At 45.3% G+C, this 25913-nt stretch carries 20 protein-coding genes; 4 read left to right on the top strand and 16 right to left on the bottom strand.

Going from position 1 to position 25913, the window contains the following annotated elements:
- Positions 1 to 109 precede the first annotated feature (109 nt).
- The 10 genes from MKZ12_RS16735 to MKZ12_RS16780 all read right to left on the bottom strand — a co-directional run bounded on the left by MKZ12_RS16735 (position 110) and on the right by MKZ12_RS16780 (position 16796).
- Positions 110 to 2617: a WG repeat-containing protein gene (locus MKZ12_RS16735; protein WP_339255637.1), complete on the bottom strand. Its 2508-nt coding sequence runs from the start codon at positions 2615 to 2617 to the stop codon at positions 110 to 112.
- A gap of 161 nt (positions 2618 to 2778) precedes the next feature.
- Positions 2779 to 4179 (bottom strand): hypothetical protein, encoded by a 1401-nt coding sequence (locus MKZ12_RS16740; protein ID WP_339255639.1) that lies wholly within the window; start codon positions 4177 to 4179, stop codon positions 2779 to 2781.
- 13 nt (positions 4180 to 4192) lie between these two features.
- The gene (locus MKZ12_RS16745; protein ID WP_339255640.1) at positions 4193 to 4735 is read right to left on the bottom strand and encodes a sigma-70 family RNA polymerase sigma factor; all 543 of its coding nucleotides are present in this window, start codon (positions 4733 to 4735) and stop codon (positions 4193 to 4195) included.
- Positions 4736 to 4960: 225 nt separating this feature from the next.
- Positions 4961 to 5239 (bottom strand): hypothetical protein, encoded by a 279-nt coding sequence (locus MKZ12_RS16750; RefSeq protein WP_339255642.1) that lies wholly within the window; start codon positions 5237 to 5239, stop codon positions 4961 to 4963.
- Entirely contained in the window at positions 5226 to 7058 is a 1833-nt protein-coding gene (locus tag MKZ12_RS16755; protein ID WP_339255644.1) for a hypothetical protein, read from the bottom strand. The genes MKZ12_RS16750 and MKZ12_RS16755 overlap by 14 nt, the downstream gene beginning before the upstream one ends.
- Positions 7059 to 7062: 4 nt before the next feature.
- Entirely contained in the window at positions 7063 to 10617 is a 3555-nt protein-coding gene (locus MKZ12_RS16760) for a DUF4132 domain-containing protein (protein ID WP_339255646.1), read from the bottom strand.
- Between the two features lie 19 nt (positions 10618 to 10636).
- Positions 10637 to 11860, bottom strand: a complete 1224-nt coding sequence (locus tag MKZ12_RS16765; RefSeq protein ID WP_339255648.1) for a VWA domain-containing protein — start codon at positions 11858 to 11860, stop codon at positions 10637 to 10639.
- The gene (locus MKZ12_RS16770; RefSeq protein ID WP_339255650.1) at positions 11845 to 14313 is read right to left on the bottom strand and encodes a DUF5682 family protein; all 2469 of its coding nucleotides are present in this window, start codon (positions 14311 to 14313) and stop codon (positions 11845 to 11847) included. Before MKZ12_RS16770 ends, MKZ12_RS16765 begins: the two co-directional genes overlap by 16 nt.
- Positions 14301 to 15401, bottom strand: coding sequence for an AAA family ATPase (locus MKZ12_RS16775; protein ID WP_339234181.1), 1101 nt, complete (start codon positions 15399 to 15401; stop codon positions 14301 to 14303). Before MKZ12_RS16775 ends, MKZ12_RS16770 begins: the two co-directional genes overlap by 13 nt.
- A gap of 417 nt (positions 15402 to 15818) precedes the next feature.
- The gene (locus tag MKZ12_RS16780) at positions 15819 to 16796 is read right to left on the bottom strand and encodes an aldo/keto reductase (RefSeq protein ID WP_339255652.1); all 978 of its coding nucleotides are present in this window, start codon (positions 16794 to 16796) and stop codon (positions 15819 to 15821) included.
- Between the two features lie 188 nt (positions 16797 to 16984).
- On the opposite strand from MKZ12_RS16780, the gene MKZ12_RS16785 reads away from it, so the two are divergent.
- From MKZ12_RS16785 to MKZ12_RS16800, 4 genes are all read left to right on the top strand, one after another.
- Positions 16985 to 18184, top strand: a complete 1200-nt coding sequence (locus tag MKZ12_RS16785) for a cytochrome P450 (RefSeq protein ID WP_339255654.1) — start codon at positions 16985 to 16987, stop codon at positions 18182 to 18184.
- 40 nt (positions 18185 to 18224) lie between these two features.
- On the top strand, positions 18225 to 18572 hold the full coding sequence (locus MKZ12_RS16790) for a ribosomal protein L7/L12 (protein ID WP_339255656.1): 348 nt from the start codon (positions 18225 to 18227) through the stop codon (positions 18570 to 18572).
- A gap of 140 nt (positions 18573 to 18712) precedes the next feature.
- Positions 18713 to 19000 (top strand): metalloregulator ArsR/SmtB family transcription factor, encoded by a 288-nt coding sequence (locus tag MKZ12_RS16795; RefSeq protein WP_339261460.1) that lies wholly within the window; start codon positions 18713 to 18715, stop codon positions 18998 to 19000.
- A 245-nt stretch (positions 19001 to 19245) separates the two neighbouring features.
- Positions 19246 to 20430: an MFS transporter gene (locus MKZ12_RS16800; RefSeq protein ID WP_339255658.1), complete on the top strand. Its 1185-nt coding sequence runs from the start codon at positions 19246 to 19248 to the stop codon at positions 20428 to 20430.
- Between the two features lie 120 nt (positions 20431 to 20550).
- On the opposite strand, the gene MKZ12_RS16805 is transcribed toward MKZ12_RS16800, so the two are convergent.
- The 6 genes from MKZ12_RS16805 to MKZ12_RS16830 all read right to left on the bottom strand — a co-directional run bounded on the left by MKZ12_RS16805 (position 20551) and on the right by MKZ12_RS16830 (position 25895).
- Complete coding sequence (locus tag MKZ12_RS16805) at positions 20551 to 21306, bottom strand: SDR family NAD(P)-dependent oxidoreductase (protein WP_278294762.1); 756 nt, start codon at positions 21304 to 21306, stop codon at positions 20551 to 20553.
- 322 nt (positions 21307 to 21628) lie between these two features.
- The gene (poxB, locus tag MKZ12_RS16810; RefSeq protein WP_339255660.1) at positions 21629 to 23356 is read right to left on the bottom strand and encodes a ubiquinone-dependent pyruvate dehydrogenase; all 1728 of its coding nucleotides are present in this window, start codon (positions 23354 to 23356) and stop codon (positions 21629 to 21631) included.
- A gap of 498 nt (positions 23357 to 23854) precedes the next feature.
- Positions 23855 to 24616 carry an SDR family oxidoreductase gene (locus MKZ12_RS16815; RefSeq protein WP_339234201.1) on the bottom strand — a complete coding sequence of 254 codons (762 nt, stop codon included), beginning with the start codon at positions 24614 to 24616 and terminating at the stop codon, positions 23855 to 23857.
- A 151-nt stretch (positions 24617 to 24767) separates the two neighbouring features.
- The gene (locus MKZ12_RS16820) at positions 24768 to 25073 is read right to left on the bottom strand and encodes a Dabb family protein (protein ID WP_339234203.1); all 306 of its coding nucleotides are present in this window, start codon (positions 25071 to 25073) and stop codon (positions 24768 to 24770) included.
- 150 nt (positions 25074 to 25223) lie between these two features.
- Positions 25224 to 25475: a type B 50S ribosomal protein L31 gene (locus tag MKZ12_RS16825; RefSeq protein ID WP_278294759.1), complete on the bottom strand. Its 252-nt coding sequence runs from the start codon at positions 25473 to 25475 to the stop codon at positions 25224 to 25226.
- A 144-nt stretch (positions 25476 to 25619) separates the two neighbouring features.
- The gene (locus MKZ12_RS16830) at positions 25620 to 25895 is read right to left on the bottom strand and encodes an HPr family phosphocarrier protein (RefSeq protein WP_339234207.1); all 276 of its coding nucleotides are present in this window, start codon (positions 25893 to 25895) and stop codon (positions 25620 to 25622) included.
- Positions 25896 to 25913 lie beyond the last annotated feature (18 nt).

Genomic DNA, 25913 nt, shown 5'->3' on the forward strand with positions numbered 1-25913 from the left:
TATACGCTAAGTATCAGCGGACATTTGCTTAAAGCAGGAAAAATTCGCTGTCTTTGCGCCTTAACGTCCTTAGTGTATTTTTTCGTTAAAATGTTGGCTGTACCCTCAATCAACTATGAAAAGATTTCCAGAACGAACCTTCTGTATTAATGATATCCTTGATCTGCACAAACGGAATCGTAAACGTTGGAAACCCTGCTGCATAAGGTGCAATATCATATGGATTGAAATAAAGATGCAGCGCATCCGCTGTGACAAAAAACGGCTGATCCGCACTAATGCCCGTATAAGTGTCTGGAAACACATACGAGTATTGAGGATCATTTTTGATCTGATCCCCCACAATCTGGCTTAACACTTTGACATAGTCACTATTCGGTTTAAATAAATCCTTCAGCTCATACAACTGACCGTTCGTCAGATTAATAATCGCATAGATCATCGTAGGCATACCATGCGCTGCACCCGCCGGATAGTTATAACCTGTGAGTTGCAATTGCAATAATTGCTGCTGATAGAACGTGATATCAAAATCCCCTGTATACGTGTAATCTAGTTGCTGATCGGCAGGGATTGGTTTAACCTGTGAGAGCTCCTTCAACTTGGCATTCAGCGCAATTTGCTCCGCTTGGTTCATTAATCCTTCCACTTGCGGATAATATATGAGGTAGTCCCTGTTCGGTTTGTACTTCTCTTCGCGTACACGGTACGGCGGATGAAGTGGAACGATTGTATTTTGCCGCCAAATGATCTGTCCTGCCCGGTTCACATATGATAAGCGCTGATCTACATAGGCTTTAATCAGATCTGGTGCCACGACCTCCAGCGTACCCGAACCTTCTACATGGGGATATCCAGCAGCAGGTCTTCCACTCAGATCCAGCAGATAGGTCTGTCTTCCATCCGATGCAGAAGCCAGACCGTTTGTATAATTGCCTACATCGCGATATATGAAATCCGTAAGCCTTCTACCATTAATCTCTGCAATCGCGTATACAGAACCAATATAAGGCTGCTCCGGATTAATGGCTTGCCCTAACGCATAACGTTGCTCTCCTAATTCGCGAATATCATTATACGCGGGTTGAATAATAAATGATCCTTGCGTATTAATGACACCATAGTTCGATTTGTAGTCCTCCGCTGTATTAACAATCGCTTGCCCGCCACTAAAAGGAAATGCCGATGAAAACTTGGGCTGAATGCGAATATTCCCCCGTTCGTCGATATACCCATATTTGCCAGAAGCCTCTTTTTGAAAAGCAAGCAGTCCATCCCCCAGTGGTCCCACATAGGCATAGGGATAAGTAGCGAGTCGTTGTCCATTGCGATTAATAAGCGCATATTCATTATCTTTGATCTGCACAACCGCTTTGCCATCTTGAAAATCATTCCCTGATGTGAACTGTGCCGGTATCACCTCATTGCCCGAAGCATCCAGATAACCATAAAGACTCACCGTTCCATCTGTCTGACCAGGATTGGAATCGTAAAACAACGCTCGGCCGTCCTTCATATTCGAGATATACGGGTATGCCCGTTTGGTCAGGACTGTACCTTGTTCATTAATCATCTTAAATCCTTGAGAATCAATGGTTATCGCCCGTTCTTCAGAAAAGGAATTGATGGAATCGTATACAGGTTGAACGACATACTTCCCTTGAAGATCAATTACGCCGGCATGACCATCCTTCACAACGACAGCCAATCCATTGGGCTGGAACGCTTGCGCATCATCCAGAACCGGCTCAAGCCGAATATGTCCTTGGGCATCCATATACCCCCAACGCGTCCCATTCGTGGTTCGAACGGAGATGGGGTATAACCATGTTGTTACCCGAGCATGGCTTATGGGGACCATCGCCTGCTTAATTTTCTTTTCCAGTTCCTGTAGTACTTCCCTGGAAGGATACGCTTCCGGGAAACGGAGTGCCTTCTGAACGGAAACGAGTGCTGCCGGATACTGACCTGCATGGTACTGAGCATCCGCAAGGTAATACCAGTAGAAGATATAATCAGGATATTGTTGGGTTAGTTGCTCGTAATATTGCACCACTTTGGGATAATAGGTTGCATATACGTACGGTGCAGGAACCCATTTCCCGTTCTGCCATCGGATAATCTCTACACGATAGGCTTCACCTGTGTCATGAATCCAGAGTGCAATCTCCACCTTACCATCTCGACCATGCGGACCAGGCATATCTATAATCTCTGCATAGCTATAATATAGATCGTCAGGCGCCAGATCTTTGAGCCCTGATTCAGTCCACTCATATACAGCAAGCTTAGACCAAATAGATCCAATCCGCCAACCAATGATGAGATTGTTCCTTGCCGTTGAAGTTACAGGGGCAGCAGTCATTAAAGTCACCCCATAACCCAATCCCTTAATTAGTGCCATCTTGATCCAATGCCCTTGAACAAATTTCAGAATGAGCAAATACAGCTCACCATTCAACTGATAGACTGCAGCAATCTCCGGCATACCGTCACCGGTAAGATCTGCCGCATAGATTGCTTGATGTTGAACAGGTTTATCAATAGTGACGACCGTTGCACCAGCCGGAATATGTTGATTCACAATCTGCGTTAACAGCGGTTCGCTCATGGACATCTCAGTTTCCTCCCTTATGACCGCATTCGCCTAATGGTATGCGTCATAAATCGGGATATGACATGTAATTCATTTTATATAAGTTGGACTTAAAAATATTCACACTTACAACTCCGGTGACAAAACCGCCTTCCGATCACTGCTTTCCACTTTTTAATTATTTATCTATCTTGCAAAGTCACTTTCTTTCCATTGAGTAACAGGTAGCTCACATCGTTCACCGGAATGGTCTTAGGGGATATCCACTTAATGAGATCCTGATCAAGCTGGAGGAAACCGGATTTGCCAGTCAACTTGGTACCATCCTTCAGGTGAACTTCAATACTCAGATTCTCCATGTGAATCTTGCTCAGTGCCTCACCTGTAAGTGTGACGCCAACTGCGGAAAGGGTTACATTTGCCTGTGAGGCTCCATTTGCATCAAGCTGAACGTTTCCTGTTTTACTCAAACCATTTTGACTCAAGTTAAACGTCGTTTTCCAATTCCCCTTTACAACTTCACTAATACTCGTAAAACTGCCTTGAAGTCTCAACTTATCTAAATCGTCAACAGCAGACAGATCATACACATACTCCTCATAATCTCCTCCATACCCGACCCCATCTTTCATATAATGTCCATAGCTAACGGAATATTCAGGTATATCGAGCTTTTGACCTTGCTCATCAGTGAAGTAGAAGTACCCATGATTGTACTCGCCAATTTCATTATCTGGATTAATCTGAATGTGTAACTTGCCATCCACAAAACCCATATTGGAAATATGCATCCATGCGATGCCCTCAATAGGGATATTCGTTACATCCTGATGCAATACCGGAATTGGATCGGTTTCCATCTGAATATCGGTTTTACCTCCCAAGCCACTTATACGATCTTGATTCAGAATATCATAGTCATTAATTTTCTTATCTTGTAACAATCGATCCCAGTCTACTTGGACATTGTAACCATCTTGACGAGAGGTACCCGACATCAGCGTATTGACCTGAACTGTAATTCGATTTTTGCTGACTTTTCCTTGAATGAGGAATCGGACAATAGCCGTTTTATTAGCATCATCATAATGAATAATCTGAGCGTTGTTTGCATTACCTCCGGTTACCCTGTAATCATATACATCCAATGTATCGTCAATGCGATGACCCGTCAGATCTGATAATGAAACATAGATTTCCGTTGTATCTCCGTCTCTGACAGCACCTATAACCTCCATTCGAATCCCTTGATCTTCACTCACCTGATGAACAGGCTGAAGAATGCCAATCCGATCTGCACCTAGAAAATGAAGAATAGAAGGCAGATCAATGATGCCCACAGATGCAGCTGCACCTGTAACAAGACATAACGATAACGCAGCGGTTACAGGAATATAGATGGCTTTGCGATACTTTCTTCCCCTATTCATGGACTTCTTAGCCTGTGCAGATGGAGCGGATGGATATAATGATGAATCTGATCTCGTAACGGTTGGTGGTTCATTCATCGCCAATTTATCATAGAACAACTTTTTAATATTAAAGAGGTTCTTCTCAGTGAATTCTTTCTCGGATTTTCGCATTTGATCGCCTCCTTTATTTCCTGTTCATCCACCATGTCCTCAATCGTTGCCTGGAGCGATAAAGCTTGTTATGGACTTGCCTAACGTGTAGGGACAATGCTTCCGATATCTCATGGGGTCTCTGTCCTTCGTAAAACCGACGTTTCATAATCTCCCGTTCCGGTTCTGGAAAAGATTCAATCATTTGATTAAGTTCCGTATATGTCTCTTTACTGATCATCTGAACCAACAAATCATCCGTTTGCACCGAATGAATCTCCTCTACATATGTAAGCTCAGTTCTTCGATTAAGTTTCCGGTAGCGATCAATCGCTTTATGTTTTGTGATCGTTGCAAGATAATTTTTCAAGCTACTTCGCCCAGATTGGAATGCATCCGGATTCTGCCAAAAAGCAAAAAATGTATCTGCTACGCATTCTTCAATCTCTTCTGCCGATGCATGATGTAGGATAGAATGAGCAATCTTCCATAACAAACCTGCGTAGTGGTTCATCACCCATTCCATGGCTTCAGGATCACGATTCACTACTGCCTTCCGTATCTGTTCTTCTTCCACGATTATATATCCCTCCCTTCCATGCGCATATGAGTCACAAATGCTGGTGTTGATCCGTGCTTCCTACTTATATTCGTTTGAGAAATGACTTTTACTTACTCCACGATAAAAAAAGATTTGCAGTGACCTCTACGGCCTTCTGCAAATCTTCTTATTTCTATGCTATATCTTATTTTCTACATCATATCGCTTCATGTGCCTTCGCTTCGCGGTTATTATCCAGTATCACGTCTCTTCTTGCACACTAAGCTGTACATATTGCGTGAGACGGCAATACTGAAATAACAGCATCTCTTCATTACCTTGTCCCAGAGCCACGCTACGCCCTTCCTTGATCATGTGATTCAACAACTCATGCAGGAAACTCATCTGCAACCGCATGGATTCAGCTATGAGCTGCTCAAGAACTTCAATATCTCGGATCGCAAACTGGGATAAACCCCGCAGGAGCAGCTCTTCAGACCAGCTGCTGATTCTTTGCATGAACTGATTATATTCTTCCAAGTCTTCCCATCCTTCCATTCCCGATATCCAGTTTAAGACTAAGCACCGTTTGACCCTTCAGGAAACTGATTGGGCTAATCCGTCTTGATTCCACACGCACGAACGCATAGAAGTGTTCAAGGGATTGGGAACCATATCCTGATTCCAGTCTTTGGATCATGGTCTGCCAATCTGTTGAATACGGGAGAGTGAGTGTCAGTAGTTCTCCATCGGCACTCTCAACCTTTAGGACAAGATCTTGCGTTTGTTTGACAAAGCTATGGTCCACAATTCGAGCAACTTTGATCACAGCCAGTCGTTCTCTAGGCGCAGTGAATAAGGCGAATGTTCGCGATTCCTCTTGAAGTACAGACGATGCATCCTGCATGATTTTGCCCATATTCAGCGTTTCCACGCCCGAACGTGGCAAAATGGCAAGCTTGGCACCTTCCCCGGAGGAAATCCGGCGTTCTTCATTCACTTTCACGGATTGGAATTGAACTTCTTCACCCACGAACTGACGAAAGGTCACATGAGGCAGCCATGGTGTAAATGCACCATAATGCTCTGTATATGAGAACTGCTGATCATCATAATACACAGCACGTACATCGCTATAGGTGTAGATTTCCCCATCATCGAAACAATAGAAGTAATAGGTGATTCCACGGAAACCGGATCGTGTTTCCCACGCATCGGCTCCCAGTCCATACAGGTGAAGTGAAGGAACCGTAAAGTATTTACTTCGAAAACTGCCAATGAGCTGACTCTGCTGAATGGTCGATACCTTTTTCTCTTCAAGAACCTGGAGTGCAAGATACAGCTTGCTTACCCGATCCAGCATGGATTGCATGGAGAAACGGATATGTCTGTTGAAAAACAACTGTAGTTCGCCTTGAATCCCTCGCAGACTGCGTTCGATGTCAGGCAGGTTGCCACTATGGGCAGCAATGGCCAGTGTCTCCAATTGTGCCATATAGGACTGCGGAAGACGGGCCAGTCCCGTCTTCAACAATCCTGCCAGCATCATGCGACATTCCTGCACGGTCTGCAAAGAAAACTTGGCTTCGTACACTCGTCCACTTAATGCATCCGTATCATCCAGCCCTTTTAGTGCACGATACCGTAACAATGCTTCAAGCTTGGCCGTCTTTCCGGCTGTCTGCTGCACCTTGCAAAGAGCTTTCGCAAGACTGGCTTCCTCAGTAAAAGACACCTCAATGTTCTGGCTTGTCAGCTGTACCGTAAGAAGTGAATCTTCAATGATCTTCACCTCTTCAGGGTACCTTAAGCGGAATACAACTTCCTCTATCATGGAAGCACTATATGGTTTAATTAACACGCTAAGATCAGACTCCGTCATCCAGCGGAAACGAGACTCCATTTCAAGAGATGGCGAATGCGAAACTACGTCTGAATCATCCCTATTTGATCCTACGTTTGACACAAAGTCTGTTACTGTTAAACCTTTTAATACGTCCAAGGAATTCTTTTCCGATATCCCTGAGTCCTTATCTGGCATTTGCTTCTCGTCAACACTGATCGAATCCTCTAACGAATGTTTCCGTTGATCATATAGAATTGCAATCAGCACATGCTTGCAGATATGCTCTGACGGACAGGAACAATTCCAATGATCCAGCGTATCCTCAAGCGTACATTGTGTCCCATCACTTAACTCGCAGCTCACGGATGATTCATTCCATGTGTATGTTACAGTTACACCATTGTCCAACTCTTTCAAAGACCTTTTGTACAATCCCTTGTTGGCGTAACGGATCAGATAATCCTCTGTACACAGCTTCGAAAAAATCCGGAATTTCTCCTTGAACGCACTCACGTTATCAACGCCCCGTTGCTCTCAAAATATCGTAGATCGTTTCACTGAATACGCGACCTGAAACGTTGCCCAGAGCAATGGGTTTGTTGTCACCGTAGTAATAATATTGCTTGTTATTCGGTTTGAAGAAATGCAGGGATTCCAGGGTAATGTCATCCAATCCCTCGTAATACGTAATACTCGTACCACTGAATTGCAATTCCGCAACAAGATCTCCGTACTCTTTATAAAATTCATGATACCAGCCGCCGTCCTGTGCAGGCCCCTTGATCCAGCCGTATTTCTCCAGTGCTTTGGGGAAAGACGTTGGTGAGAAATCAGACTCAGGTAGACGATCGTATTCATTCTTGGTCTTGTCCTCATCTTCAGGCTGATGAATTTCACGATTCAGTTGCTCAAACGGCTGCTTGATCTCGTAATCCTCCAACTGCGTTATCCAACCTTCAAGCGTCGCCTGATCCAGTTCCAATGGGTGTATAAGTCCCACTTGTGCACCTGAAGGCAGATCAACCTCATCTTCATCCACGGAATTAAAGGTGCCGTCCTCCATATAACGGAACGTGCTGATCAGAACGCCATCCTCATACGTTCCCCAGATCAGACCAACAGCAAATTTTTGCATGATGACATTATCAACAAACAGAGATTTCCACTCATCGGCAGACCACAGACGTTGCTTGGACAATGATTCTTCCAGACGCTGCGCCTGAATATTAACCATGGATTTGAGATCTTTTTTCAGCTGCGTAAAACGTGCCTTGGACTGTGCTGCGAGTTCAGCATCGTCTTTCTGTGCAGGAGCAGGCAGACTCTTCACGGATTTGCCCGTTTCTTCATTGAGTACAACCACTTGCAAGTCTCCATTCACCTTAACCAGGAAGGAGCGCTCCCCGTAACTCAGCTGCATGGTCCCTTTTTCATCAAAACCAAGTGTAGTGACCAGCCGATCTTCCAATTGTTCCGAGGTAAGTCCCATATTATCAGCTGCAAGCTGCAATGCTTCTTCAGCTGCACCTTTCACTTGGCGGTTCTTCACACCACGTTTGATCTTGTCAATCGCCATAAGAGCGGATGGATCTTTCAGATAAGCGAGCACTTTTACAGCATCCGCTGCAATCGCACCACGACTGTTTTCAGTCCATTCCTTAATTTGCGGAGCCAGAATATTTACAATCTGAATATCACCAAAGAGTGCTGAAACATACATCACCCACTTCTCTTTCGCGGGAGCACCTTCCTGAATCCAGACCTGAAGCAATTCACTTGCAAAACGAGCGAGCGATGCCTCACTTACGTAGTCCCGTAATTCATTTAACCTTTCATTGGGACTAGATGTATGATCCAAGGATTGCACCAGCACATAAAGCTTAATTCGGTCATCTACCGGCTGATTATCTTCTGTCCGTATCAGGGATGGGAGATCTTTCAGGGACAACCAGCTTAGTCTGGACAGCTTCTTGCTATCTGCCTGATCAGCAAGCGCAGCATGAGCATACTCCGGGCTCAGATCTGCGGTATCGAGCAGAATTTGAATCAGGTTCTTCCAATCCGCTGCCTTCTCTTTCTTCAAAAGCTCACCGTACAGCTCCTTGCTGTTTTCGAGACTGCGGATTGCAGTCAGAGCCATCTCCTTGATTCCCGCTTTTTTCTCCGAGAGGTATACGAGCGTATACAAGTCCTCATCAGGAATCCGGTTAAATTCGGCTAAAGCCACACCATTGGCCTTCTTGGACGAATCCTGCAATCCGGCACGAATTGCTTCGGACAGTTGTTTCTTCGAGATCTCATCACGTTGTTCAAAAGTAATCTCCAGAATTAAAATGCGCGTATCCGTTGGCAGCTTCTTGTACTGTGTCAGTGCATAGTCCAAGTTCTGCTGAATGATTCGGCGGTATTCGTCATGTGGCATGGCTTTGTATCTGTAGTCGGTCATGCCATTGAGAGAGATCAGGCTGGTCAGCAATTTCTCACGCTGCACTTCAGGATCTTGCCCATAACGTTGAAGCAGTTTCTCTCCACTAAACGCGTATGAATTATACATGTCTGAGACAATATCCAGCGTCCAATCGGGATGAGTGGTCAGGATTGCGAATCTGCGCATTGCTTCCGACTCCAAGGGCAGAAAACTAATACTGATGAGAATATGAACACGCTTCTTGTCCCGATTCAGTTGATTAAACAACGCACGACTATTCGAGTCTTGCCAATATTCCTCAAGGGTGTTTTCCCCACTTAAGTATCTTGCAATCGCAATTCCCTGGCGCCCCCCATCCAATGGATGCCGCAAAGCGCTGAATACCGCTTGCTCCAATGACTCCTCTGCATTGGGCAGCTCCAATCCCTGATCCTCCATGAATTTTTGAATGCAAAGTTTGAGGAATGGCGTTTTGATCAACTCGTAAGCTCGAATTGCTTGTTCAGGATGATTCGTGACCGCGGATCGTAACATGTTCCAGGATATGGTATACATATTAAGCTCGTCTCTCAGCATTTCAACCAACTGATAAGGCTCATCCAGAGGCACAAGTCCAGCAAGCAGATCATTGGGACTCTTTGCTCTCGGGTCCATACTCAGCAAGTAACTTCGAACTTCAAGTGGATAAATCTCATGTAACTGATGCAGGGTGTGAAGCAAAACATTCCCAATCTCACTCTTTGCATCAAGAAACCGTTGTTTGCCTCCACTAATATTAATCAGGTACAACAAGGCACTGCTCACCAGTACCATCGTTTGATGGAATACAGCGTGTGAACATTGCTCTTTAGGAGAGAAAGACGTATTGGGATACAGCTCAGCTATGAGCTGACTACGCTTTTGCTTGAGGAATTCATCTTTTAATTCTTGGGAAGAGCCGTTATGCTTCCCTTGAATGTTACTGACCACTATAGGTTCGATCAACGTATGTAGCTCATTCCGCAACTGATCAGGATCATTCGCCATCACATGTTGAAACAACGCTGGCAACGATTGCGCAGCAGATTCAACCTCTGCATGAGAAGAGGTATCACTTAGCTTCGAATATAGTTGCAGGAGCATTAATGCATTAATGACATCCCGATAATTCCCCTGACTGTCCGCTTTTTTGGAATCAAAAAGCCACTGGGCACGTTTTAATTTGCTCTTCAATTCAGCCAGAATTTCGTTTTCGCCCGCAAACTGTTGGATCTTCTCCAACCTGGCCAACAACCCGCCCATGCGATCAGAACTTTTGCTCTTCCCGCTTAAGCCGTAGGCTTCAGAATCATTTCCCATACAGATGGTAAAGGCATCCGTTCTCCATGTATTTCTTTTTGAATAAGTCGATTCCAGATATATCACAATAGCCCCGGCACGGTAAAAGATGTCTCCGTCCTCTTTTTTGGCGAGCTTCATGAGCAGATCAATCGTCTGATACACATAATGACTCGAATTTCCCAACATATCCGGGAACTTGTCTGTCGTTCCCAAGACATAATCAATAATCTCGGAGCTTCGATCTGTTTTTAATGAATACTCGTTTGAACACGTTACTGCGAATTTCTCCACCAAAGTTTCTACTGCACGATCTGTGGTAAGCATTACACATTCCTCCTTGAATTTAAGTGATGATCTCGCCAATCCAATCCGCAAGCTCGTTTGGGGTAATTGCTGCTACATGTGCGCCCATATTGGTCAACGTCTGTGCTGCATGTTGGTTATAGACTGAATCTCCGTTAAAATCGAGCGCAGTGAGAACCAGCAATTTGCAGCCTGCGTCGATGATATCTTTACAGGCTTTGTACATCTGCGCGATTGGGTAACCTTCCTCCAGGTCACTGACCAGAATAAAGATCGTTTTGCCTGGATTATCGATCAGCGTCTCGCCATAACGCAACGCTTTGGTAATATGTGTGCCCCCGCCGAGTTGTACATTCATAAGCACGTCTACCGGGTCTTCCAGTCTGTCGCTCAGGTCAACCACTTGGGTATCAAATATGAATAGTTTTGTTCGTAGCGCATTCAAGCGATAGAAGATGCTGGCCATTACCGAACTATAGATGACTGAATCCAGCATACTGCCACTTTCATCCACTCCAATGATGATGTTCCACTTGTTATGGGGCTGTATATTCCCGTCAAAATAGAGTCGATCAATCACAAATCTGCGCTTATTTTTATCATAATTTTTCATATTTTTGGTGATGGTTCGTTTGAAATTCAGATTGCGCAAGGATCGTACTGAACTGGAGGTATAACGACTGCGCTTACCCATGATACTGGCTCGAGTCTGAGACTCCAGCTTGCTGCGAAGTTCTTCCACCACCGTTCGCACGATCTCTTTAGCGCTTTTTAACACCTCACCTTTCATCCGTCCTTTGAACTGCATAATGTTCTTGAGCAGATTCATGTTGGGTTCAAGGGACTCAAGCAGCTTTTTGTCTGTTAACAATTCAGTCAGTCCATAGCGGTCGAGTGCCTGCTTCTCCAATATTTCTACCGTTGGTTTGGGGAATAGGTCCCTGACCTTGTGTAACCATTTCGGTACAGTCAGGTTGGACGCACCGCGTCCTCCCTCTTTTCGATAACCTTGTTCTTCACCGTATTCACGGTTATAGAGATAGCCCAGAATCTCATCCATTTCCGTATATTGAAATTCACTCGAAGTGTATTGGTCTGTATTGCACAGCCCTTCTTCGGCCGATTCACCAAGAATCAGACGCCAGCGATTTAAGGTTTCAGCAGAAGGATGCTCCCCTCGTTTGCCTCCATCCAGATTGGAACTTTCATGGTTATCTCTGGATTCGCCCGCTCTCCGATTCGCCTCATTCATATTAGCTTCCATGCGGCAAACTCCTTTCGAAGCGCTTCGTCCCATGCTTTGGACTGGATCAGCATCTGTTCATCAAGCGCAGGTCTTGACATCTCCACTGGTTCAACCTGATGCAGACTTGCCACCCGTTCAGCAATCAAACCTGTTTCCATTGGTGTAAAGTAAGTGAATGCCAGCCTTAATTCCGGTACCATGCTGATGAAGTCGTCGTATGACAGCTTTTCAATCAACACATTCAACTCGGATAAGAGCTGATCTTCATATAAAAAAGCGTCACGTGCGACTGTGAATACGCCCTGTAAAAAAAGTGCCGTTTGACGGGTCTGATCCGGTGTACCATGGATATACCCGCGAGCACGATCAACAATCTCATCTCGGGGCCTGTCGCCGAGACCTGAGGAAATAGCCACACACACACCCTCCAGCTGTGCCGGAAGCTGGTGATCAGACAAAAGCTCATTCAGATGAATTCGGAATGTCTCATCCTGAAAATACGCCTCCGATGACTCCGCGAGCATGGCTAGCAGCTTCAGTCCCTGAATAATGGCTTCATGTTCATCCGGATTGGCTCTGGAGAGCTGCAACAACTTGTCCACGGCGTTCCTATAAGCTTCGGATACCAGGTCAGGGAGATGTTGCTCGTCAGATAATCCCAGCAACCTGCGGTGTTGATGAATTCGGTTCAAGACTTGCAAGCTGTTACATAAGGATAGGAAATTCCCGTCGGTTCTCAGCGCCGAGCGCACCTGTTCATAGAGCTTCATTGCTGTGTTCTGAAGTCCCATGAGCAGTGCTTGAAGCATGAGCCCGGCAAGTTCACCGCTATGATGATCCGGGATCTCCTGCATTTGTTCTTCCATTTTGCGTGTGGCTGCTCCAGCAAGCGTTCCGCCATAGAGGGAGTTCTCTATCAATCTGGCCTCAATACGGGAAGAGTACATATAAACCCAGGTTTCACGAACCAGATTCATGTCACGCTCTGCGATCCAGTCTGGCCCCGATTGCCGTTTTGCGAATTCTGGAACCAGATACGTGATGCATTGAATCAATTGGCTGATCTGACGATGCTCCGGTTTCGCATACAGTTCCAGCACTTTCTTGTGTTGTCCTGTTGTGCGAATCTGCAATTTGTAGACTGTACAACGCGCCTTGAAATCCTCCACGATGGGGATACTGAATGAATTGGGAGCCACGCTTCCAATGACGTCTCCTGTCAATAACTGCTGTAGCTCTTGCAACGGTTTATCGGTAGCCAAGGTAAGCTCCCCCTTCACAAAGGAAGAGAGTGCTGCATCCATCAACTCGTAAACGCCGCCTTCCCTCTTACCCCGAAGACCGGCAAGTCCCTGAATCATACTGTACGCCTCAATTGCATCACTGGTTGATACATGTTCGTGACCGTCCCGTAATTTGCGCATCAGCCGAGATAACAAGTCCAGAGCCGTTAGATTATACGGTGTACTCTTCTTGCGAAGTAGCTGGTTCCAGATCTGATCGTAGTAATTCACATAAGGCATGCCGCTTGCATATCCATTAAGCCGATCCGCTTCAGCAAAAGTATAGACCATCGGATACATCTGTTGGTGAACCGTACTTGGTTCAAACGAACCGTGTTGAGACGTACCTGGCTTACCTTGTGCATCCACATGCTGTTCTGCATGCTGTTTATCCATTTCTGGCTGTTCCAATTCTGATTCATGTTTCTCTGACATCAACAGCCCATACGTATGAAATCCACCGGTAATGACAAGCACACGCTCATGCTCAAGTACCGCTTGTTGAATACGTTGTTTCATATATGCTTCTCTTGCCAAGTCACCTGAAGACTGTAATCGTTCCGTGGAATAACACATTCGGGATAGCGTGCAATACGTGAATACATCCTGCACGAATTCCTCAGTAGATTTCTCCAGTCCACCAATCTCAAACACCTTTTCCCACAATTCATCAAAACTGCGACAGTTTGTTTTTTGGCACAATCGGTTGATAAATTCCGACCCTGCAAGCAAGGTTTCGTCTTGGATGGAGATCTCCTTTTGCTCTATCTGGCCGGATTTGGATGCATGAGTGGAGAAATGTTGGTAGTCCAGGTCAATAAACTTCGCCGGAATGCCCAGTCGTTTTGCTTCTTTCATGGCCACATATTCAGGCGAATAACGAAGCATCGGATAATAGCAGGCTTCTCTCTGCAACTCACTCTCATAGGTGTAGTACAGACTGACAGGAGGCAAGGTTGCCTCATCACTCAGAACCGAAATGAATGGATTACCGCTCTCTGGTCCTTCGATTAGAATGATATCCGGCTTGTACTCTTCGATTAATCGTAACAAATGATATGAACATACGGGACTATGGTGTCGTATTGGGTAATAGACCGTATGATTACTCAGGTTATAGACATGGGACTTGAACAAGGATTGTAACTGATCAACATCAGGGTCCAGAACTGCTGTTAACCGATCCATTTTCTCTCCTCATAATAGTCCTTCCATATTCCCTCTTCCCTGGAACGTTCTTTAACAACCTTGGAGAAGTAGGTTTTGAGAATGGACAGATCCTTGTCGTTTTCCTTCGCAATGGTCCCTAGCATGTTCTGCACTAATCGATCCAGCGCAATAGCCTTATCTTCGTAGTAATAGGAAGTCATCGCACTCTGGACATAGACTGACACCGCTTCTGCTGTACTCATAGAGGCTTGAGGTGTATCAAGCTTGTAGCCCTCCCGTGTCATGCCGGTGCGCAGTTCCATAAAGGTTGTAGCCAGCAATTCAACCACATCCGGGTTAATTTCAATATCAATTCCACTATGTAATAACAGGCTTCTTGCCTGGGATTCAATAATTTTGGCTTCCATCTTCACGTTATGAATGGGCTTGATCGTTTCAAAATTGAACCGCCGTTTCAAGGCACCGCTCATTTCGTTAACACCTTTATCCCGAATATTGGCTGTAGCAATAACGTTAAATCCCGGCTGGGCAAACAGTACACCGCCATCCAGTTCGGGAATGCTCATAACCTTGTCACTGAGTATACTGATCAGACTATCCTGCGCTTCAGCGGGACAACGTGTAATCTCTTCAAATCGGGTAAGAATGCCTTTCTTCATTCCGTTATATAACGGCGATGGTACAAGCGCCGCTTCCGAAGGGCCTTTATCCAGCAACATGGCGTAATTCCATGAATACTTGATCATGTCTTCCGTCGTACCTGCTGTACCTTGAATCGTGTTCAGGCTGGTGCCGGAGATCGCTGCGGTTAATAGTTCGCTAAGCATGGTCTTGGCTGTTCCGGGTTCTCCCACAAGCATTAATCCCCGATTGCCTGCCAGAGTGACTACTGCACGTTCGATCAACACGTCATTGCCATAAAATTTGCGGGTAATCGGGATTTCTTCTCCATTCCATAGCGCTGGCTTATCCCTGCCAATAATAAAATCACGCACATAGGCGGGAGATAACAGCCAGTTCGGGGGACGTTTTCCCTGATCCTCTTCTCGCAGTGCACGTAATTCAACCTCGTATAATGTCTCGGCGGGTGGTTTAAGCATCTCCATCGTCAAGGTGTCTCCTCTCACATAAACAGATCGTATGTTCTTATTCCTATCATTTTATCACAGCACCCTAACATCTACCCGGTAAAACGATAAAAATGGTTGAAACGTCCTTCTTATCAGCACTCTTCCTAAGCCCATGGACATATCCTCTAGCACAAATATGAAGTTGAATTATCCTTATAGTCGTTTCGACACACGGGTTTCGAGCAAAAGAGCATGCTTATGACTAGTACATTCGCAGTGTAGGTCATATGATCATAGGAATCATTACACTTTCCATATTGTGTTTCAACCAAATGAGGCCAGATATCACAAAGAAAGACACAGCTCAGCAACCGTGTCTTCTTCTACAATCATCTTTCACACAATATCTATTAATTTTTCGATCAAAACGAAGCAATCCTCTGATATCTCTAGTTACATCCTACGCCCGCATGAAGCGGAATACAGCTCGTACCACTCATAACGGGTAAGCTCCATATTTGCTGCATCACGACAGGCCAGAATACGTTCTGGTCGAATCGAACCAATGACTGGCTGAATCCCTGCTGGATGCTTCATTAACCAAGCCAGTACAATAGATTCCGGTGTCACCCCACGCTCCTTGGCCATTCGATCAACCAGCCCAGCCGTATGCGCAATCTCCGGGCGTTGCCCTTCGACGACCCTGCCCGTAAATCGACCTTGAGCAAGTGGACCCCAAGCTTGCAGTTGAATATGTTCTGCCAGACAATATTCCATCGTGCCATAGGGAAATACGTTGTCTCTGGCTTGGGGGCGATTCACCGTCACACCAGCTTCTACGAATCCGATTTTGTCCAGACTCATCTCCAACTGATTCACAATCAGAGGTACTTTACTATGAAGTTGAAGAAGGCGAATCTGTTCAGACCCCATATTGGACACACCAAAATGGCGTACCTTACCGGAATGATGCAGCTCAGCCAGTGCTTCTCCAATCTCTTGTGGATGGGCTAGTGGATCAGGACGGTGTAACAGCAAAATGTCCAGATAATCGATGCCAAGCCGTTCCAGGATACCGTCGACACTCGCCAGGATATGTGCACCTGAAGTGTCATAACGCTGCGGTCCTTCATCATCACCCACAAGACGTATACCACACTTCGACTGTATAATGATCTGTTCACGTAAGCCAGGAGTTTCGGATAAGACTCGCCCCAATACATGCTCTGCCTTACCACGTGTGTATATATCCGCCAGATCAAAGTGATTAATCCCTATTTCGATAGCCGCTTCGACCGCTCGATGACCCTCCACGACAAGATCTGAAGTAATGGGAAGCCCGTCCCATTCGCCCCCAAAACGCATACAGCCAAGAACCATTCGACTTGCCGGAATCCGGTGTTGATGCAAAGGAAGTTGTGCGTAAGACATGTCAGCGTTCACCTCGTTTTCATTTTTACCAAGCATAATAACCAATTCTATCTACCATGTCTTCTTCCATCTTCCTCTATTTTCCTGCTCAATCATTCACCTGGACCAAAAACAAGGTTTCAAAAGCCTACGTATTGAATATATAGAAGGTGCAGACATATGAAGGAATATGAGAGGAGATTTTGCATTTGAAACCGAATGAAATAAACGAATCCTCAAAGCCAGCGTTTTTTACCAAAGAATTCACACATAACCCTTACCCGGTGTATGAAAAGTTAAGAAAAGATGAGCCTGTTTTCAGAGTCATGTTTCCACATGGAGAATTCGGTTGGATTATTACCCGATACGAGGATGCAGTCCAGATTTTGAAAGACCCTCGCTTCAGCAAAGACATGGTCCGACGTTATGGCGCTGAAAATCAAAGCATTTTCTCGAATAATATGTTATTCTCCGATCCGCCAGATCATAGACGTCTTCGGGGACTTGTGCAGAAAGCATTCACACCCAAAATGGTCGCTAACATGCGAAGCCATATTCAGGACATCGCTGATGAACTGCTGGATAACCTCCCGTCACAGGAAAAAATGAATCTGATCGATGATTTTGCTTTCCCGCTGCCCATCATTGTTATCAGTGAAATTTTGGGAGTCCCTGCCCAGGATCGTGACCAATTCCGCATATGGTCCAATACGGTAATCGACGCTTCCACAGCGGAGAGCGCTGAGCTGTTTGAGCAGCATTCCAAGGAGTTTACAGATTACCTTACGGCCTGGTTCGCGAAAGTACGCCAAGACCCGGGCACAGATCTGATCAGCCAGCTCGTCATTGCAGAAGAATCCGGGCAGCAGTTAACTGAACAAGAATTGCTTGGCGTGGTCTCTTTATTAATCATTGCCGGTCATGAAACAACCGTTAATCTCATCGGGAACGGCATTCTCGCCCTGCTGGAGCATCCGGAGCAACGCGAACTGCTGATCAAGCAACCCGAGCTTATTCACAATGCCATTGAAGAGATGCTGCGTTATAACGGACCGGTAGAGTTCAGCACATCCCGTTGGGCTCTTGAAGATATTGAATTCCGTGGACAGCATATTGCTCAAGGTGAACTTGTCATCGTTGCGCTTGATTCTGCCAACCGGGACGAACAGCAGTTTAAGGATGCTGATATCTTCGACATTACCCGCGAAAAAAGTTCACACCTGGCTTTTGGCAAAGGCATTCATCTCTGCCTCGGAGCCCCGCTTGCTCGTCTGGAAGGTGAGATTGCAGTCAGCACACTTCTGAATCGTTTTCCAAATATGCAGCTTCAGGCAGATGTGAATGAACTGGAATGGAGACCTGGCATGATTGTTCGTGGTGTCAAGGAAATCCCGGTTCAACTTAAATAATGGCTAATAAGGAATACATGAAAGCGAGGCACATGACATCATGGAAATGAACACCTTGATATGGATCGTTCTGTCGCTTCTGATCCTAGTATTATTGGTCCGAGTTACCAGCCTGCAACGCCAATTGAATGAATTGAAAAGAGATGTGGAGCGTCTGGAGAATGGTTCAACCGCAATTGCCAGCCCACGCTCCGACTACAATTTCACCTTGTCGCCGAAGGAAGCATCTGCTTCACACACAAGCCCACCGGGTCAAACTGATCTGGATTTGGAGCTGCTTGCACTTATACAACAAGGGAAAAAAATTATGGCGATTAAACGACTGCGCGAGGCCAGAGGTCTTTCGTTGAAGGAAGCCAAAGACTATGTTGATTCCCTGGAACGGTAATATACAACTATATACAACTATATACAACTCACATCACTCTCGGGGGAAGAATCTTCGTCCGAGAGTTTACTTTTCAAATGGCATATGATACTGTATTTCTATATTACTAGAAATAAGAAATAAAGACGAAAGGACGGATGATGATGCAACCAAACCCGAATGAACTTGAACAAGTGGTCAAAATTCATAAAGCACTTGGTGAACATACACGCTATAAAATCATTAAGATTCTATCGGGCGAAAGCAACCTGTGTCCTGCCGATCTGGAGAGTCGCCTTGTTACCGTTGCCCTATCAACTCTGTCTCATCACCTGAAACAGCTGTCCGATTGCGGCTTGCTCACCTCACAGAAGAAAGGTACGTATATCTACTACAGCCTGAACACGGAGACCGCACAGAAGTATGTTCCCTATCTTCTAAATAAATAAAAAATTTAAGTTATATTTCTATATAATTAGAAATATCGAAACATTGAACAATTATCATTGTAGAATGAGGTCACATAAGTTTATGCTTATGCCAATCTTCAGGATCTCAATTGTTACATCACCATTCGCAGATGGGTTACATTTCACATATGATTTGCATTCACAGATTCATGCCTTGTTCTCTCGTCTTTATTTCTATATTTCTAGAATTATAATAATTATGAACAGAAAGAGGTTATGTATCCATGTCTTCTACGCTCAAAATCTATGTTCTTGCCTTGGTCAGTTTCCTTGTAGGAACGTCCGAATATGTCATTGCCGGCATTTTGGATCGCATTGCAGATACCATGAATATCTCTTTGATCGCTGCCGGGCAACTCATTACGATTTTTTCGCTCGTATATGCGCTTGGTACACCTGTCATTATTGCACTGACTTCGCGCTGGGATCGTCGCAGGCTGTTGCTGTACTTCCTTGGTCTGTTCGTTCTAGCGAATGTACTTGCTTATCTGTTGCCGGGCTATGGTCTGTTCGTCGCAGCACGTGTCTTGATGGCTCTCGGTGCAGGCGTCGTTGTTGTCACGGCGTTAACAGTCGCTTCCCAAATAGCTGCCGAGGGCAAACAAGCTAGTGCAATTGCCACAGTAATCACTGGCTTTACCGCTTCATTGATTGTGGGCGTTCCGCTAGGAAGGCTTGTAGCTGCATCATGGGATTGGAAGCTTGTTTTCGCAGGTATAGCCGTTCTCGGCATTCTCGCCATGCTGGTTATTGCGGCCACCATTCCGCCTTCAAAAGCGGAAGCATCTGTTCCACTGAAGAAACAACTATCGTTGCTCAAACAGCCACGAATTGGTTTAGCACTGCTCGTGACATTTTTCTGGTTAGGTGGTTATTCCATTGCTTACACGTATATTTCACCTTATCTCGTAACCGTTGCAGGAATGAGCGAAGCACTGCTCAGTTCAGCTTTACTCGCATTCGGCATAGCTAGTCTGATTGGTTCAAAAGTAGGAGGATTCAGTGCTGACAGATGGGGTGTCAAACGGACGTTGATCACAGGCATGACACTGCATATCGTGAGTCTGGTCCTGCTGAATATAACGGCAAGCTCTCATCTCACTGTCTTGCTTGTTCTGATTTTGTGGTCTTTTGCCGCATGGTCTTCGGGTCCAACTCAGCAATATAACCTCGTGACGATGGCTCCCGAATCCTCAGGGATTATGCTTAGTCTGAATAGTTCGGTCATGCAATTAGCCATGGCCGCTGGGGCAGGTATTGGTGGCATCGCGGTCAGCAGTGTATCATTGTCATCGATTACCTGGATTGGGGCTGTCGGGGTCGTTGTGGCCATCATCATTGTTATTGGCTCGTATCGTTCATCATCTAATAAAAGTACACAAACTGATGCATCACACAACGTTGCCTAATATGAATTCGCAATACCATTCGTAGTATAAAAGAGGAATCAAAAAGAGAGGCACTGTACACATACAGTGACCTCTCTTTGACCATCTTAACAACTATTTTATTGCCAATAAGCTTAACGCTTATTGGGCTGTAACTGCACCATCGATCGGATATACTGCACCATTGATATACGGCGCTTCATCTCCCAGAAGGAAGGAAACTAGGTTCGCAATCTCTTCCGGTCTGCCAAGGCGTCCAGATGGAATGCTGTCCACCGTTGCTTTGAACACTTCAGGATTATCTTTACCAAACTGAACAACCATCGGTGTCTCAATCGTGCCTGGCGCAATCGCGTTCACACGAATATTGTCCTTGCCATATTCAATTGCAGCTGTGCGGGTCAAGCCGACCACGCCATGTTTGGTTGCTGCGTAAGGTGCAACCGCGGGTACACCAACAATACCGGCTGTGGAGGCTGTATTCAGAATGGAACCCCCACCTGTCTTGAGCATTTCCGTAATCACATACTTCAACCCGTAGAACACACTTCTCAGGTTAATATCAATAATTTGGTCAAACTGCTCGATCGTATGTTCAATCAACTTGATCCCAGGACCCGCAATACCTGCATTATTAAAGAACATGTCGATTCGTCCGAACTCTTCGACTGCTTTTTTTACATAATTCTCAACTTCAGGTGCTTTACTCACATCTGCTTGTACAAAAATAGCTTTACTTCCCAGCTTCTCAATCTGCTTAACCGTTTCACGACCTGTCTCTTCGACAAGATCCACAACGACAATGGATGCGCCCTTCTCAGCCAGCTTTAGCGCTGCTGCTTGGCCCAATCCACTTCCTGCTCCAGTGATAATGGCTACTTTTCCTGCGTGACTCATGTTGATCTCCTCCATGTGTGTGTGTCATCTTGTGATTGGATCGATGAATACGATATGAAACGTACGTACATGCAATGATGCAATATGTAGGTCAAAAATGGCATAAAACCTTCCTGACTTTACCTATTCTAATAGACTTTCGACATAAAAACAAATTATATAATATGTATCCATACTATATGACATGTCACATTTTCATCATTTCATGGAAGGAGCACGCAACTAGAATGTCTTGTTGCATGCTCTCTTTATTACATAAATAACCCTATTAAAATTAGTGGTTCCACACCTTCAAACGTGCATATCCACTTTAACGTAGCGCCTATCTCAGCAAATTGGTTTTTGCCAATTCAATGATCTCGTCACCGCGTCCGTTCAGCACGGCTTTCATCATCCATAAGGTGAATCCTTCCGCCTGTTTGAACTCAATCTTCGGTGGTAAGGACAATTCCTGACGGTTCACCACCACATCAATCAGTACAGGACCATCATGCTGAAGCGCACGCTGTACAGCCCCTTCCAGTTCACCCGGATCTTCAACGCGAATGCCTTCCATACCCATCGCCTGGGCAACCATCGCAAAGTTCGGATTGACAAGCTCTGTTCCCGACTCCAGGAATCCGGCAGCCTTCATCTCCAGCTCAACAAAACCAAGTGCTCCATTATTAAACACCACAACCTTGATCGGCAGATTATGCTGTTTCAATGTCAACAGATCACCCATCAGCATCGTAATACCACCATCACCCGACAACGAGATGACTTGTCTGCCGGGATCAGCAACCTGGGCACCAATCGCTTGTGGCAAGGCATTCGCCATCGTACCGTGACTGAATGAACCGAGCAGTCTGCGGTTGCGGCTCATCTCAATATAACGGGCCGCCCATACTGTCGGTGTACCGACATCACATGTGAAGATGGCATTTTCTGCGGCGGCATCACTAATGACCTTGGTCAGGTACTGCGGATGGATGGGCTTTTTGCCCGGTTTTCCAACGGCCAGCTCGTCCAGTTCTTTACGTACTTTCACATAACGATCCACACTTTTACGCAAATGTTTGTCACTGTGTTCTTCTGTTAGATATGGAAGCAAGGTTTCAATGGTCGATTTTACATCCCCACACACGCCGTAATCCAGCTTCGTACGACGACCGAGATGGGAAGATTGTATGTCGACCTGAAGTACTTTTGCATCTTCGGGATAGAATTGACGATATGGGAAATCCGTTCCCAGCATCAATAATACATCACAGTCCATCATGGCATGATAACCGGATGAATACCCGATCAGGCCGGTAAGGCCGACGGAATAGGGGTTGTCATACTCCAAATATTCCTTGCCTCTTAACGCAATAACCATGGGGGATTTCAACCGATCACAGAGCTGCATCAGGGGTTCCCGAGCGCCCGCGCAGCCTGCACCGCACAACAATGTAATTTTTTTGCCTTGATTCAGATATTCCGCCAATTTCACGAGTTCAGGCTCAGAAGGATGAACCACAGGATGGGTCGCGTGATATACATGCTCTGGCACAGGCAGGTCCGCCGCATCAAGTCCAGCTACATCCCCCGGCAATACAACGACAGATACACCTGAACGTGCGACTGCTGTCTGGATCGCCATCGTAAGAGAACGTGGCATCTGTTTTGCTGTTGTAATTACTTCACAATAATCACTGCATTCCTGGAACAGATACTCCGGATGAGTCGCCTGGAAATATTCGCTACCAATCTCGTCACTTGGGATATGTGCAGCGATGGCGAGTACAGGCACACGATTGCGATGACAATCGTACAGACCGTTAATCAGATGCATGTTACCAGGACCGCTGCTACCTGCGCAGACGGCGATACTTCCACTGACCTCAGCGTCTGCCCCGGCAGCAAAAGCAGCCACTTCCTCATGCCGCACATGAATCCACTCGATCTTGCCTGAACGACGGATGGAGTCAAGCACCGCATTCAAAGAGTCTCCAACAATGCCATATATTCGTTTGATGCCAGCGTTCAATAAGGATTCAACCAGAACGTCCGCGACTGTTTTTTTCATAAGTGATGGGTCTCCTTTGATAGCTCATTTTGATTATGTTTCCACTCAGGTAATATACCTATTCTTATACCCCAATCTGCTGAAAACCGAACCAAATCATATGTATATCTGGATATATGAATAATTAAGCACCTTATAACGGTTGTTTCATTGTTAGCAAAATTCCAAAAAATTAGGCTTTTCAAAAAGAATACCGCTTCTCTCCAATGACTAACGAACGCTAACGAACCTACCGCACCTTAAAAGGAAGATTATCATCAGTTGCAAGATTTAACGAACCCCAGCAACGCTATATAGTCATAAACGGGCTTCTACACCTAAAAAATCAAGTGAATCGACGAAATAACGTCTCTGTGATTCGTTAGTTCTCAGATCTCGGCAAATGGGGGCGAATAACGTGTGTCAGGTTCATTACAAAAAAAACAAAGCAAAGAGGATGCCCCCGCCATATTCATGACTTATGGGACACCCTCATTAAGGTTGAACTCTTATTCGTATTTAGATGGCAGGCATCACATTTCCACCACTTACCGGGATATAGGCACCTGTGATAAATGAGGACAGATCCGAAGCGAGAAAAGCAACTGCATTGGCAATTTCCTGATCTTCACCCCTGCGCTTCAGTGGCACGGTACGCGTGTATGCTTCATCGTGTCCAGGCTCACTGGAGCGATCACGTTCACTGATTGTCCATCCAGGTGCAACCTGGTTTACGGTAATCTGATACTCGCCAACCTCCTTGGCTAGCACGCGATATACGCCATCCATTCCACGCTTACCAGCGGTGTAGGCCGATTGGTGAGCGAAGTTTTGCATCGCACATTCGGTATTAATGCCAATAAAGCGACCTGCTTTGACGTTTTGCATATGTGGAATGAAAGCTTTGGCAAGATACACACTCTGCATAACACAGGACTCGAACTGACTCAAATAATCTTCAGGAGACTGTTCCAACACCGTTGTCCATTCATATTGAATGACCGCATTGGCAACGACGATATCCACTCCGCCGAGGACAGGCTGAATTTCATCACGAATCCGAAATGCCGTATCCTGCTTCGTAATATCTCCCTGTACAATTACAGCCTTACGACCAAGTGCTTCAATCTCACCCTGGAGCTCCCGAGCTTTGGTATCATTATTAATGTAATGTAAAGCCAGATTGGCGCCACAGTTGGCCAACGTGCGTGCGATGACTCTCCCCAGTTGTCCGGTTGCGCCTGTAACAAGAGCCGTTTTTCCTGTGAGATCCAATTGCATAACAGCAAAAACCTCCTTTAATTTATTTTAACGAAAACGGTTTCGGGAAGTATTGTATTATCTCTACAATCACGCATTATGAAGAGAAGAATACAGCATTGTACAATGCTGTATATGGTAAGTCAGCTTGCTTCCCTATATGTAGAGAATATTAATGATTATGCTGGATCAGATCAATTTCCTGGAAGCGACTGACTTCCTTTTCCCAACGCTCTTCTACATACTGACGGTGAACCGGGTGATTGTTGTATGCATCATACGCAGCCTGATCCGCAAAGACCATCGAAAAGCTGTAGTCAAACTCATTCTTCTCACTTACCTGTCTCAGAACCCGAAATTGCTCTACCCCAGGAATGGCTGCCAGTGCATCCGAACTTTCCTTCAAAAAGGCTTCTGCCTCCGGTGTATCTTTACCTGCGTATAGTGTAAACGTTACCATATGTGTGATGCTGCTCATCTCTATTTCCTCCTTCATATGTTCTTGCTCTGTTTTCTAGTGTACATCCGAATGTGTTGTAAGCGCAATAATTGGTTGAATTAATTTTTATTAATACACAAAAAAACCTCAGGACGAATCCCGAGGTTTTCTTGTAATGTATGGACAAACTTATTTGTTGATGTTGTATTTACGGTTAAATTTATCAACACGACCACCGATATCCACGTTTCTTTGTTTACCAGTGAAGAACGGGTGGGATGCGGAGCTAGTGTCCACACGGATTACCGGGTAAGAGTTACCATCTTCCCATTCCATAGTTTCGTTAGAGGACTTCGTGGAAGAACTCAGGAATTTGTAATCAGCACTTGCATCGTAAAAAATTACGATTTGTGTCTTTGGATGGATGTCAACTTTTGGCATAATCTATTTACACTCCTTTAATATGGGTACTTCTTTAGAATCAAACTAAATTTTATTATACTCTTTTTTTGGACAAAGTACCAGCAGGATTTGAGGAATAGCCAAAAAAAATATGATATCTGTGATTTTGCACCTAATCAGGTGTTACGCCGTCCCTTTCTCCAGTACATTCAGCATGTACTCCAAAGCCTCCAGTTCATCCCTGCCCCTTGTCTGTAATCTGACAACACTACCATATCGAATGGGTAGTAACGCCATTCCAAGCAGGCTTTTGACATCTACACGATGCTCATGCTCAGACTCCATATACGACAAAATAATATCCGAGGAAAAACGTGACGCTTGAGAAGATACCGACATCAGATCATCCCGATGAAAATCAGCGTGAATCATAAATTCATGTACTCTCACAACTTTCATTTCCTTTCGCTAGGTACT

This window comes from Paenibacillus sp. FSL R5-0713 (assembly GCF_037973325.1).
In the GTDB taxonomy this organism is placed as follows: Bacteria; Bacillota; Bacilli; order Paenibacillales; family Paenibacillaceae; genus Paenibacillus.